9 protein-coding genes are annotated in these 13079 nt (G+C 34.4%); 3 read left to right on the top strand and 6 right to left on the bottom strand.

The window, feature by feature from the left end; all coding sequences use genetic code 11:
* Nucleotides 1–32 precede the first annotated feature (32 nt).
* Nucleotides 33–932: a S66 peptidase family protein gene (locus AC6CH4_RS04145; RefSeq protein WP_498100410.1), complete on the bottom strand. Its 900-nt coding sequence runs from the start codon at nucleotides 930–932 to the stop codon at nucleotides 33–35.
* A 218-nt stretch (nucleotides 933–1150) separates the two neighbouring features.
* Between AC6CH4_RS04145 and AC6CH4_RS04140 the strand changes: the two genes are divergently transcribed.
* Both AC6CH4_RS04140 and AC6CH4_RS04135 read left to right on the top strand, forming a co-directional pair.
* Nucleotides 1151–2257, top strand: coding sequence for an endonuclease/exonuclease/phosphatase family protein (locus AC6CH4_RS04140; protein ID WP_498100408.1), 1107 nt, complete (start codon nucleotides 1151–1153; stop codon nucleotides 2255–2257).
* A gap of 108 nt (nucleotides 2258–2365) precedes the next feature.
* Complete coding sequence (locus AC6CH4_RS04135) at nucleotides 2366–2905, top strand: 3-hydroxyanthranilate 3,4-dioxygenase (protein WP_498100406.1); 540 nt, start codon at nucleotides 2366–2368, stop codon at nucleotides 2903–2905.
* Nucleotides 2906–3095: 190 nt separating this feature from the next.
* On the opposite strand, the gene AC6CH4_RS04130 is transcribed toward AC6CH4_RS04135, so the two are convergent.
* A complete protein-coding gene (locus tag AC6CH4_RS04130; protein ID WP_498100404.1) occupies nucleotides 3096–4055 on the bottom strand; it encodes an MBL fold metallo-hydrolase in 960 nt (319 codons plus the stop codon).
* A gap of 182 nt (nucleotides 4056–4237) precedes the next feature.
* On the opposite strand from AC6CH4_RS04130, the gene amaB reads away from it, so the two are divergent.
* Complete coding sequence (gene amaB, locus AC6CH4_RS04125) at nucleotides 4238–5791, top strand: L-piperidine-6-carboxylate dehydrogenase (RefSeq protein ID WP_498100402.1); 1554 nt, start codon at nucleotides 4238–4240, stop codon at nucleotides 5789–5791.
* A 77-nt stretch (nucleotides 5792–5868) separates the two neighbouring features.
* Here the strand turns inward: amaB and AC6CH4_RS04120 are convergent, their stop codons facing one another.
* The 4 genes from AC6CH4_RS04120 to AC6CH4_RS04105 form a co-directional block, all read right to left on the bottom strand.
* Nucleotides 5869–8706 (bottom strand): pectate lyase family protein, encoded by a 2838-nt coding sequence (locus AC6CH4_RS04120; protein WP_498100400.1) that lies wholly within the window; start codon nucleotides 8704–8706, stop codon nucleotides 5869–5871.
* A 538-nt stretch (nucleotides 8707–9244) separates the two neighbouring features.
* A complete protein-coding gene (locus tag AC6CH4_RS04115) occupies nucleotides 9245–10018 on the bottom strand; it encodes a Bax inhibitor-1/YccA family protein (RefSeq protein ID WP_192186364.1) in 774 nt (257 codons plus the stop codon).
* A 162-nt stretch (nucleotides 10019–10180) separates the two neighbouring features.
* Entirely contained in the window at nucleotides 10181–11572 is a 1392-nt protein-coding gene (locus tag AC6CH4_RS04110) for an NADH-quinone oxidoreductase subunit N (RefSeq protein ID WP_498100398.1), read from the bottom strand.
* A 63-nt stretch (nucleotides 11573–11635) separates the two neighbouring features.
* A complete protein-coding gene (locus AC6CH4_RS04105; RefSeq protein ID WP_498100396.1) occupies nucleotides 11636–13075 on the bottom strand; it encodes a complex I subunit 4 family protein in 1440 nt (479 codons plus the stop codon).
* Between the last annotated feature and the right edge of the window lie 4 nt (nucleotides 13076–13079).

Below are 13079 nucleotides of genomic sequence, written 5' to 3'. Positions count from 1 at the left end.
TTTTCCTTAAGTAAGGATAGATCGGGCAGAATTTACTTTTTAAAAGTAAGTGTACTTCCAGATGCATTCACATCAATAGTAACAGTACTACCCATAATTAAAGCTCTGTTGTCCTGAATGTGCCCGGCTGGGAAATTAAAAATGACAGGAATATTGTATTTTTTAGTCACATCATCCACAATTTCAAGTGCATTTTTTCCCCACGGAACTTCGTTATCTTTCATTTTAGTCATGGCTCCAATAACAATTCCTTTCAGGTTTTCTATGCATCCGTTGCGACGAAGATTCATCATCATACGATCAATATGATATAAGTATTCATCTAAATCTTCTATAAACAGAATTTTATCCTTACAATCTATCGCCGATTGTGATCCTAATAAACTGTATAAAATAGATAAATTTCCTCCAACTAATTCACCGGTTGCTGTTCCGAAACGATTCATTTTATCCGGACCAACAGAATATGATAAAGGTTCACCAAACAAACTCGATTTCATAGAACTAATAGCCGCAGGAGTCGCCCGCGGAATCGTTACAGGCATTATTCCATGAATCGATTTATAACCCATTGTATTTAAATGATTGTGCAAAACAGTCACATCACTAAAGCCAATAATCCATTTTGGATGTTGTTTGAATTTGGTAAAGTCAAGAAGATCAATCATTCTTACTGTTCCATAGCCACCACGAACGCACCAAATCGCCTTAATATTCGGATTGTCCAACTGCTTCTGAAAATCAACGGCACGCTGTTCATCTGTTCCGGCTAATTGGTTCACATCAAGCCCAATTGTGCTTCCAATAACAGCTTCCAAACCCCAACTATGTAATAAATCTATAGTAGGTTTAAGATTATCATCGATATTTTTTCGGGCAGTTGCTAAAATTGCTATAGTATCTCCTTTTTGTAAATAAGGTGGTGTGATCATGTTTTGTTGAGATTGACAGGTGAATGATTGTAAGACAAAAATAAGAAATAGGAGTGTACCACGAAATAAGTGTTCCCTATTATATTGTCGATTGTCTGTGTTCATGATTTGTTTTTATAAGTAGTAAAAAACAAATATAGAAATTTTAGTAAACAATTTTATTTGAAATTTCCTACAAAGTGATAAATTCTCTTAATTTGTAACTTAAAATAAAATATATGCCATTATTCAGATCTTACTTTAGCTTAATTATTCTGTTTTCTCTTTCGTTTCAGGCGCAATCCAAAAAATATATTATTCACACTGTAGCTTTTTACAATTTCGAAAACTTCTTTGACACCAATAATGACCTTAATATAAACGATGACGAATGGACACCAACAGGAGCACAACATTGGACAGAAGAAAAATACCATCAGAAATTAAAAAATATCGCAAGAGTAATTTCAGAAATTGGTACTCCTGAAAATCCAAATGCACCAACAATTATTGGAGGTTCTGAAATTGAAAATCGTGGCGTTTTAGAAGATTTAATTAAAGAACCCAAATTACTTTCTTTTGATTACGGAATCATTCATTTTGATTCGCCTGATAAACGCGGAATTGATGTGGCTTTACTGTATCAAAAGAAATATTTCAAACCAACCTCATTTTCTAATATCCCGCTATTAATTTATAAAAGTAAGGTAGCAATAAAAGAAGAGAAAAAAGAAGAACCTGACGATGAACTCGAAGATAAAATGGAAACTACAAAAGACAATAATCGTGTTTTTACCAGAGACCAGCTTTTAATAACCGGATTTTTAGAAGGCGAAGAAATAAGTATTATCGTCAATCATTGGCCGTCGCGATCGGGTGGAGAAAAAGCTTCGAGCCAATTTCGTGAAGCTGCAGGAAGATTAAATCGAAAAATTATTGATTCATTGCAAATGATTAACCCGAATGCAAAAGTTTTTACAATGGGCGATTTAAACGATGGGCCATATAATAAAAGTGTAAAAATAGCTTTAGAGGCAAAGGCGAAAAAAACAAAAGTTCCTGAATTTGGTATTTTTAATCCGTTTGAAGAGATGGCAAATAAGGGAATGGGAACAATTGCTTTTAGAGATTCCTGGGATATTTTCGATCAAATTATGATGACACAATCTTTAATACAGCCCGATTTCACCTCTTTTAAATTTTGGAAATCTGGTATTTTCAGTAGGCCGTATCTAGTTCAGACTTCAGGCCAATATAAAGGATATCCGTTGCGTCATAGTCAAACCGAAGTTGGTTTTAGTGATCATTTCCCCGTTTATATTTATTTGATAAAAGAGAAAAAATAGTCACAGTTTACGGTCACAGTCACAGTCTCAGTTTTGGACTGAAAACTGCGACCGCGACTGGAAACTTTTCCTTAACTTAGCTAAATATAAATTCAGTACTTCAAGAAAATGTCAATAGCAAAACCCTTCAATCTTACCAAATGGATCGACGAAAACCGTCATTTATTAAAACCACCAGTTGGAAATAAAAATCTATATATAGACTCCGGCGATTATATTGTAATGATTGTGGCGGGTCCAAATGCCCGAAAAGACTATCATTATAACGAAACCGAAGAGCTTTTTTACCAACTTGAAGGAAGCATAAAAGTCGTAATTCAGGAAGATGGTGAGCGCAAAGAAATGGAATTAAATGCCGGCGATATGTATCTTCATCCTGCTAAAATTCCGCATTCTCCAGTTCGTTCTGCGGGTTCAATCGGATTGGTAATCGAGCGCAAACGTGCCGGACAAGGATATACTGATGGACTGCTTTGGCATTGTGATAATTGCAATCATAAATTATACGAAGTGTATTTTGAATTGCACAATATCGAGAGAGATTTCTTGCCTCATTTTGAACATTTCTACAATTCACAAGATTTAAGAACTTGTGATAATTGCGGAACTGTAATGGAATCTGATCCGAGGTTTGTGGCGAAGAAATAATTAGGAGAGTTTAATAATACTAATTTTAAGGAGCTATTTCCTGCTGTCCTTCCAAATCTTTTGTGTCCGCCGCGGCGGACACAAAAGGATTTTCCCTCCCATCAGGGCTAGGGGAATTATTTTCATAAGAAGTATTGAGTTCAACGTTTAAAAAATCCGTTTAATCTGTGAAATCTGTGGCTAAAAAAAACTACAATTCAAATCGTTTCCCCTGCTCAGGATAAATAATTTGCAATCCTAAATCATTCTGATTTTTGATCTGTTCTTTAAGCTTTACAATATTTTTAGTTGGCGGCTTCAAATGTGTGACTATAATTTTAAAACCTTTCAAAGTGTCTTTTCCTGCTAAGTCTTCTAAAACATGAAGTTCTTTCATCAAATAATTTGGTGTCAGATGGCCAAACAAAAATTGGTCTGGCTGTTCATTTGGGAAGGATACTTCAATAAAAATTCCTTTTAATTGTTTGTTTTTTACAAGCGGAGCAATTGCTGTCCATAAATCTTTCAGGTTATTACTTTTTTCAACAGCGTCAGGTCCTGTATCTCCTAAATATAAAGCGTAAGAATCTCCATTTTTAATTAAAAAAGCAGTGCTTTCAAAAGGATTAACATGGCTTAACGGAAAAGCTTTAACCGTCATTGTAGTATTCGTAATTGGAGTTTCTTTACCAATATTTAAAGTTTGAAAATGATATTTTTTTAATGGAGTTCCAGGACCTTTGTCTCCAAAATTAGCCCAGGTTTGATCATTAAAATAATGGTTTTCCATCATTTCCATGCATTTATTAGTAGCGTAGACAGTTTTAGATGAATCGGCTGGAGAGTTAATAATCAATCCAGAAACATGATCCAAATGTGCATGCGAAATGAAATAACCTTTTATATATTTCCTCAAAACTTCGCTTGTCGAAACTTTGAAAACTTTATTTTCAATTGCTTTTTCAATTCCTGCATTTATAGTTCCGGCGTCTAAACTGATATAATCGTTCGTATTGATTGGAGCCAATAAATAAGCTGATAGATTTTTTTCATCAATACCACCTTTAACTCCCAAAGGAACAACCTGAAAAGAGGATTTTTGTTCTTTTTGAGAAAAAGCATTTGCTGTAATTAAAAGTAAACAGATTAAAAATCGATTGAAAATGGACATGTTTATATAATTTTGTTCCTGCAAATTTCATGAATTAAAGCGAATAAATTAGTTCATATTTCAGAAATAGACATTTATTAATCCTAAATTTACTTTGATTTTAACGACACAATTTCATTGAAATTCATCTCGAAATAATATCTTTACGAAAAAATATAACAATTTTAACTAAAAAAGTTACAATGACAACAATAGCATCGCAATTTGGAATGAATGAAGCTCTGGATAAATTGGGCATCAAATTGATAAATGACGGAACATCAACAGGATTACAAAATTTTTCCTCAGGAGAAATTTTAGATAGTTTTTCACCAGTTGACGGAAAATTAATTGCTTCAGTAAAAATGTCAACTCAGGAAGATTATGAAAAAGTAATGCGTTCGGCGACGGAAGCATTCAAGACATTTCGTATGATTCCTGCACCACAACGTGGTGAAATTGTACGTCAGTTTGGAGAAAAATTACGTCAGAATAAAGAAGCTTTAGGTAAGTTAGTTTCTTACGAAATGGGGAAATCATTGCAGGAAGGTTACGGAGAAGTTCAGGAAATGATCGATATCTGTGATTTTGCAGTGGGTTTATCTCGCCAGTTGCACGGATTAACCATGCATTCTGAAAGGCCTGGACACCGTATGTATGAGCAATATCATTCATTAGGAGTTGTCGGGATTATTTCGGCATTCAATTTCCCGGTTGCAGTTTGGGCCTGGAATACGGCTTTAGCCTGGATTTCAGGAGATGTTTGTGTCTGGAAACCTTCTGAAAAAACACCTTTATGCGGAATTGCTTGTCAAAATATTATTGCACAGGTAATTAAAGAAAATAATCTTCCGGAAGGAATTTCATGTTTAATTAATGGAGATTACAAAATAGGGGAGTTAATGACAAAAGATACCCGTATACCCTTAATTTCTGCAACAGGTTCAACCCGAATGGGGAAAATTGTTGCACAGGCTGTAGCGGGACGTTTAGGGAAATCATTATTAGAATTAGGAGGAAATAATGCCATTATTGTAACTCCGGATGCTGATATTAAAATGACCGTAATTGGAGCTGTTTTTGGAGCTGTTGGAACTGCGGGACAACGTTGTACTTCAACTCGTCGTTTAATTATTCACGAAAGTATTTATGATAAAGTTAAAGATGCTTTAGTAGCAGCTTACAAACAATTACGCATCGGAAATCCGCTTGACGAAAACAATCATGTCGGACCACTTATCGATACTCATGCAGTCGAAATGTATGCGATCGCTCTAAACAAAGTTGTTGCGGAAGGTGGGAAAATTTTAGTAGAAGGCGGAGTACTTTCAGGAGATGGTTACGAGAGTGGCTGTTATGTAAAACCTGCAATTGCCGAGGCTGAAAATTCATTCGCAATCGTACAGCATGAAACATTTGCTCCTGTATTATATTTAATTAAATATTCCGGTGAAGTTGATAATGCGATCGAAATTCAAAACGGAGTGGGACAAGGATTATCTTCTGCAATTATGACAAATAATTTGCGTGAAGCCGAAAGATTTTTATCTGTGGTTGGATCAGATTGCGGAATTGCAAACGTAAATATTGGAACTTCGGGTGCTGAAATTGGAGGTGCTTTTGGTGGAGAAAAAGAAACCGGAGGTGGTCGCGAATCAGGTTCTGATGCCTGGAAAATTTATATGCGTCGTCAAACAAATACAATCAATTATACTACAAGTTTGCCTCTGGCACAAGGAATAAAATTTGATTTGTAATAAATCTTCAAAACTTATAGAATATAAAAGGCTTCCAAATTTGGAAGCCTTTTACTTTTTAGAATTGTCTTAAATTTTTACTTTTTAAGAATAGTTTGGTTGAATGAACCATCATTCGTATAAACTTTTACTAAGTAAGTTCCCTGAATAAGATTGCTTAAATCTATACTTTCAGCATCTTTTCCTGTGCTGCTTACTAATGTACCAGACATATTGTAAATTAAAACTTTTTCTACTGTCTGAGTTGATTTAGTTAGATATAAAACATCAGCGACCGGATTTGGATATAAAATCATTTTTGCAGTTTCAGGTTCTGCAACAACTTCTGTCGTCTGTGCCATACGTGCAGTTCCTCCAGTATAATGTGTACCGATGTAGAACAAGTTTGCAACAGATCCTTTAGTAATAGTATTTGAACCTGCAGGAATTGAAGCTGTAACTATTCCAGCCGATGCGGTATAAGAAACGTTGTTTACTTTAATTGTTCCTGTAAAGTTAGAATCAAAAACCAAAGTTAATGTTGATGCACTTGCAGTAGTATAAGTAATAGAAGTGCTAGACTCAATTTTTAAGCGTGCTGTTAGAGTCAGTCCTGCATAAGTTACAGATCCCGGAGTTGAATTCATATTTCCGGTAATAGTATAAAATGAACTGGTTTTTCCTGAAGTGGTGAAATTATGATTTTGATCTCCACTTGGTGTTCCTGTTGTAACTGTGATTGTTCCGGATCCTGTTGCTGGAGTACCAGTTCCTGTAGTTGCAATTGAGTAAGACAAAGTTGCTGTTGGTGTTCCGGTAATCGTGATTGTTTTAGCCGTAGTATTTTTCACAAAACTAATTCCCGAAGCCGGTAATCCAGTAACAGTTGCATCTGTTGCAGTTCCTCCCCAAGTGAAAACAATTGAGCTTATTGCAGTACCACTGGCAACAGTTTGATTGTTATTACTCGTTGAAGTTAACGTTTGAGTTCCTGCCGGATTAACTGTAATTGTTCCTGATCCTGTTGCAGGAGTGCCAGATCCCGTTGTAGCAATAGAGTAAGACAATGTTGCTGTTGGAGTTCCTGTAATAGTAATTGTTTTAGTCGTACTATTTTTTACAAAACTAATTCCTGAGGCTGGCAACCCTGTTACAGTTGCATCTGTAGCACTACCCCCCCAGGTAAATACAATGGATGCAATAGCTGTTCCGCTTGTTACGGTTTGATTATTATTACTTGTAGAAGTTAAGGTTTGAGAACTTGCAGGAGGATTTCCTTCTCCCTGCACCGCTACTAAAGTTCCGCTATAATTAGTTAATGCCGATTTAAGTGCTGTAATTACAAGTGAAGAAGTATCATCTACACTATTATCAAAAGTCCATTTTAAATCTCCTCCCGAAACACGACCTGCGTATTGTGTCGTTTTTGTTTTAGCAGTGGCAGGCTGATCTACAACTAAGTTTTTAACGTATAATGCAGCATCAGTATCAAAGTTGTTGTAAACATTTGCTCCAGATTTAGACTTAACGGCGCTGCTTACAGTTTCACCTCTTGTTGATGCAACATAAGCATCAAAGTCAGTTGTTGAGCTAATTTTTCCAGAGATGTTATATAAAGGATTAGGATCATTGTAAGCAACAAAACGCATATTATTTGTTCCGTTTGAAGCGTCAAAAGTATTATTGAAAGCTTTGATTGATCCTCCGGCTTCACCTGAGAAAGTCCCCATAGTTCCGGCATTATTTACCTGATTCGCTTCGTCCCAAATGTCTGTTCCTTGTAATGACGTTAACATTGGATGTTTACTGTTACGGAAATAATTTCCTTCAACAAATAAAGAAGAACCCAATGTCGAACCTGAACCATATTTAGAAACACCATCAAAATAGTTGTTATAAATATGCGCAGAATAATAGCGAACACGGGGATGACGAGAATCAGAGTGGTCAAACCAGTTGTGGTGATAAGTGATATATAAGCCGCTGGTCGTTCCTTCGCTTAATCCTAAAAGGCTCGCTTTTCCGTTATCCCAAAAGTGGTTGTATGACAAAGTAATGTATGTTGACGTTTTGTTGTCTAAGGCACCATCGCCTTTTATTTGATCGGCGTCACTTCCGGCGTTTCCATAAAATAAATCGCAATTGTGTACCCAAATGTGATCGTTATCTTGCTGCATTCCAACATTGTCTCCTGCTGTACTGTTGCAGTTCATAAATCCAAGATTGCTAACTTCAATGTTAGAAGCCGATTTAAGACGAACACCCCAGCCATTAGCTACAGCATCAGTTCCTATACCTTCAATTGTTAAATAACTTGAAGCATTGTTTGAATTTTCGATTACAACATCTCCGCCTTCCATAACGGTCATATCTGTAATATTCCCGATTAGACGTATGATAAATGGACGAGTGTCTTGTCCTTTTTTAATAGCATACAAAATATTTTGTAAACCAATACACGGATTTGAACTCGCACCAGTGATATTCATGGAAATGGTATTTTTGGTGTTTTGAGTAATGTAAAGAATCACCGCATTGTCTTTTGGAGTTCCGTCAGCTTTGTATCCTCCCGGAACGCGACCGCCAGCAAATGCAAATCCATTACGATCCTGAGCTGAAACAGTTAAATTACCTGTTGTTGTTCCAGTTCCTTCTACACCAGAAATTACAGGTTTTACTTTTACCGTGTATGTTCCCGCTTGTAATCCAGGGATATCAGCCCGGAAATAACTTCCATAACTACGGATAAGCTGATCATCAATTTTTTTGTCTGTTACACCTTGCCCTGTGTAGTAGACATTGTATGTTTGGGCACCGCTTACGGGCTGCCATTTTACAAAAGCTGATTCAAGCCAGCCAGAAGCTTCATTAATTTGTTGTGCCCAAATTTGGACTGTTATAAAAAAGAGCGCTAGAAAAAGTAGATTTTTTTTCATAATTGTTTGGTTTAAGTGGTTAATAGTTAATAAAGTGGTTTTTTGTTTATCAATTTTCAATATTTAATTGTAATCGATTACACAAAAATATAAAGTTTTTCTTAATTCGTATTTATTTTAGAATAAAAAAACACATTATGTAAAAATATTGATATTATATTAGTAATTATGTAATAAGTTGCATTAATTGTAATTTATTACATACAAAATTTAAATCTTGTGAAGTGTTAATTTTGCTGGCTTTCTTAGAAGTTTTATGTAAGAAATTTTACTGGGAGTCTAGCAATTTTTTATAAAAATGAAAGAAGTATGTCTGAATAATATTTTGAAGGAAAAAAATTACTTTTTTATTTTAGAGATGAGAAATTTTAAGGAAGAAAATGATTTTGGATGATAATTTTCTCTTCTTTTTTGACTAGAATTTTAAGGGAGATAAAAATTAAGCTGAATTTTTAATTCTTTTTTTGGAGAGTTTGAAACCATAAAAAAAGCCTTTTTGAAAACTTCAAAAAGGCTTTTAAAATATGTTGAAGTAAATTTAGTCTTTACTTGATAATTTAGAAAGTAATCTTAAAAATTCAACGTATAACCAAACAAGGGTGATCATTAATCCCATAGCGCCAAACCATTCCATGAATTTTGGCATTCTTTGTTGGACTCCTTTTTCGATTTGATCAAAATCTAAGAAAAGATTTAAAGCTGCAATGATAATTACAAAAACACTAATTCCGATACTCATCATACCGTTTCCATAATGTACCGGTGTGAAATTGAAAATTAGAGAAGCAAGCCATGAAATCAAATAGTATGTTGCAATTGCTAGTGTAGAAGCAATAACTACAGACTTGAATTGCTCTGTAACTTTTACAATTTTAAATTTATATAAACCCAGGCAAACTAAGAAGGTTACTAGAGTTGCACTAACAGCATTGACAACAATACCTGGATATTTAATTTCAAAAATAGCAGAGATTCCACCAATAAATAAACCTTCAAACAAGGCATAACCTGGAGCTAAATAAGGAGAAAGATGCTGTTTGAAAGAAGCTATAACAACCAGAATTAAACCAATAATAGCACCTCCAAAAGCAGGCACAATAGGATTCATTCCGTTAAATGCCATCCACCATGTTACCATAGCAGCAGCCGTTAAAATTAAAAATAAAATAGCTGTCTTATTGATAGTACCTGACAAAGTCATTTCCTGATTGTAATCAATAATCTTTGCTTCGTGCACTTCTTCAGCTTTTGAAACAGCATTTGATGAAAAACGCTTGTCGCTTAAAAATGGATTTTTTGAATTGAAGTTCATATTTCTAATACATTTAATTGTACTCAAATATATGGAGTTTTTTTGAAGTGCAATTATTTCTGTAAAATTTTTAACATGAAATTTTCTTCTGAAAGAATTGGTGCTAAAACAAAAAATCCATCAAAAAAATTCTTGATGGATTGATGTATGTTATAGTTGAATTTAGTTCAATAAATCTAAAACTAAAGATGGAAACAAACCTAAAACAATATTTAATATCATTGAAACTATTGCAACAGCATAAATAAGAAATGGTTTTCCGGTACGTTCCTGATTTGGTTCTTTAGAATACATAGCTAAAATTAGTTTGAAATAATAGCCAACACTAATGATTGAATTAATAACAGCGACAATCACTAAAGCGATGTAACCAGCTTCGATTGTCTGGTTGAACAGGAATAACTTGGCAAAAAATCCGGAGAAAATCGGGATACCTGCCATCGATAATAAGGAACCAGTTAAAATTGCAGCCAATAAAGGATTAGTTTTTCCTAAACCATGAAAGTTGGTGATATCTTCGTTGTCCTGATTTTTGCAAACGTATAAAATAACACTAAATGCAGCGATTCCTGCTAATGCATAAGCTGCTGTATAATATAACAATACTCCTGCTGAAGTTGCTATCGTTAACAGAGTCATCAACATAAAACCTGCATGTGAGATTCCTGAGAATGCCAACATACGTTTTACATTTACCTGACGTAATGCCATTATGTTTCCAACAGTCATAGAAGCAATAGAAATGATAACTACAATAGTTTCAAAAGTTCCTAATAAATCCTGATTTTCTAGTGATGGAATTAAATTTAAAGCCGAAATTAATTTATAAAGTGTTGCAATAGCTACCACTTTTGCCAAAGTACTCATTAGAGCAGTTGTCAAAGCAGGCGATCCTTCGTAAACATCCGGAGCCCAAAAGTGAAATGGAACAGCAGCTACTTTAAACAACATACCAATAGTCATTAATATCATTCCGATTGGGAACCAGATTGGTAATTCAGCTGATAAAGAACTTTCGCTAATTTCAACAACATCAAAACTTCCCATCGCACCGTAAATTAAACAAATACCAAATAAGATAATTCCTGATGCGAAAGATCCCATCAAGAAGTATTTCATCCCAGCTTCATTACTTTTCAGATTCAATCGTTCACTTGCAGCAAGTACATATAAAGCAATTGATAAAATTTCTATTCCTAAGAAAAACATCGCTAAGTTTCCAAAAGAAACCATCGCAACTCCTCCGGCTAATAAAAATATTTTTATAGCAACAAAATCTGAAATTTTGGTTGGATGATTTTCATAGAAATTATGACTTAATGCTACTAAGAAAATGGTCAGGATAATAAACAATGAAGAGAACGCAATCGAGAATTTACTCACTGTGATCATATTGTTGTAGTAACTTTCTGTTGATCCAAATTCAGAAAAATTAAGTGCCAAAACGCCCAATAAACCAAGAATGGTAATTGGAACAATGGCTTTTCTTAAATTAAGAATTTCAAATAATAGGCAGAAAATACCCAATCCTGTTATAGCTATTAATGTATTCATTTTTGCTTTTTTGATTTAGGAAATCCAAACTACAGATGCCCTAATTTATTTTTATTTAAAATATTAATTTTTATTGATAACGCTCAAAATCGTTTCTAAACTTGGTGTAATCAAATCTGTAATTGGTTTTGGATAAAATCCGAAGAAAATTAAAACAGCAATAATCACTACTAATGAAATTCCTTCATTAACAGATACATCTGCAAAAGTTTTCGAATTTGTTTCCCCTAACATTACACTTTGAAACATCTTAAGCATATAATAAGCTCCTAAAATAATAGTTGTTCCGCCTATAACAGCGAACCAAATATTGATTTGAGAAAGACTATACAAAACAGTAAATTCTCCAACGAAGTTAAAAGTACTTGGCAAAGCTACAGAAGCTAAAACCAAAATTAAAAACATAGAAGTGAATTTTGGCGATTGGATACGAATACCACCCATTTCTGAAATGTTTCTCGTTTCGAATCTTCTGTAAATAATTTCAGCAGCATAGAATAATCCAACTACAACAAAACCGTGAGCAATCATTTGTAGAACTGCTCCACGTAAACCATCAACAGTTAAAGTGTAAGTTCCTGCAGCAATTAATCCAACGTGAGCAAGAGAAGAATAAGCCAATAATTTCTTTAAATCTTTTTGTCTCAAAGCAACTATTGATCCGTAGATTACACCAGCAATTCCTAAAGCGATGAAAATATCCATGTATTCTTTTGCAGCAAGAGGTGCAATTGGCAATTGCCAACGAATAACACTATATAATCCCATTTTTAGCATGATACCAGATAAAAGCATAGTTCCAACTGTTGGCGCTTTTTGGTAAACATTCGCCTGCCAGGTATGGAAAGGAATAATTGGAATTTTGATTGCGTAAGCTAAGAAGAAAGCTAAGAATATCCATAACTGATCATCAGCAGATAAATCTAGTTTGTATAAATCCTCGATTAAGAAACTTCCGGCTTTTTGGTACAAGTAAATGAAAGCAACCAACATGAACAAGGAACCGGCAAGTGTGTAAATAAAGAATTTAACCACTGCTTTTCTGCGTTCTTCAGCATCTCCATTACCCCAGATAAGTGCAATAAAGTAAATCGGGATTAAGGCTAATTCCCAGAAAATATAATATAAAAGACCATCTGCCGCCAGGAAAGTTCCTGTCATTGCAAAAGCCATAAATAAAATTAAAGCATAAAAGGCTTTTGCATTTTTATATTCATTCCCAAAAGATGAGAATATAATAATAGGCGTCAAAGCTACCGTTAACAGAAGCATAGCAATTGCCAATCCATCAGCATTCAGCGCAAATGAAATTTTAGGTTGTGTAATCCAGGCATTAATTACACTGATGTTATCTCCAGCGCAAAAATGATTTAACAATACAACCGAACAGCCCAAAGCTGCCAAACTAAAGAACAAAGCTACTTTTGATGCCAGTTTATCACCAACAAAATAAGTGACAAATGCACCAATTAAAAGAATAATTAATATAAGAGAAACGTTCATAGTT

The organism is Flavobacterium sp. GQ95, from assembly GCF_059758655.1.
This window is presented reverse-complemented; position numbering and strand designations above follow the sequence as displayed.

What these genes read in the sequence shown, in the direction of transcription:
- AC6CH4_RS04120 (WP_498100400.1), bottom strand. Translation starts at nt 8,706, where the DNA reads ATGAAAAAAAATCTACTTTTTCTAGCGCTCTTTTTTATAACAGTCCAA.
- AC6CH4_RS04135 (WP_498100406.1), top strand. Translation starts at nt 2,366, where the DNA reads ATGTCAATAGCAAAACCCTTCAATCTTACCAAATGGATCGACGAAAAC.
- AC6CH4_RS04110 (WP_498100398.1), bottom strand. Translation starts at nt 11,572, where the DNA reads ATGAATACATTAATAGCTATAACAGGATTGGGTATTTTCTGCCTATTA.
- amaB (WP_498100402.1), top strand. Translation starts at nt 4,238, where the DNA reads ATGACAACAATAGCATCGCAATTTGGAATGAATGAAGCTCTGGATAAA.
- AC6CH4_RS04130 (WP_498100404.1), bottom strand. Translation starts at nt 4,055, where the DNA reads ATGTCCATTTTCAATCGATTTTTAATCTGTTTACTTTTAATTACAGCA.
- AC6CH4_RS04140 (WP_498100408.1), top strand. Translation starts at nt 1,151, where the DNA reads ATGCCATTATTCAGATCTTACTTTAGCTTAATTATTCTGTTTTCTCTT.
- AC6CH4_RS04105 (WP_498100396.1), bottom strand. Translation starts at nt 13,075, where the DNA reads ATGAACGTTTCTCTTATATTAATTATTCTTTTAATTGGTGCATTTGTC.
- AC6CH4_RS04145 (WP_498100410.1), bottom strand. Translation starts at nt 932, where the DNA reads ATGATCACACCACCTTATTTACAAAAAGGAGATACTATAGCAATTTTA.
- AC6CH4_RS04115 (WP_192186364.1), bottom strand. Translation starts at nt 10,018, where the DNA reads ATGAACTTCAATTCAAAAAATCCATTTTTAAGCGACAAGCGTTTTTCA.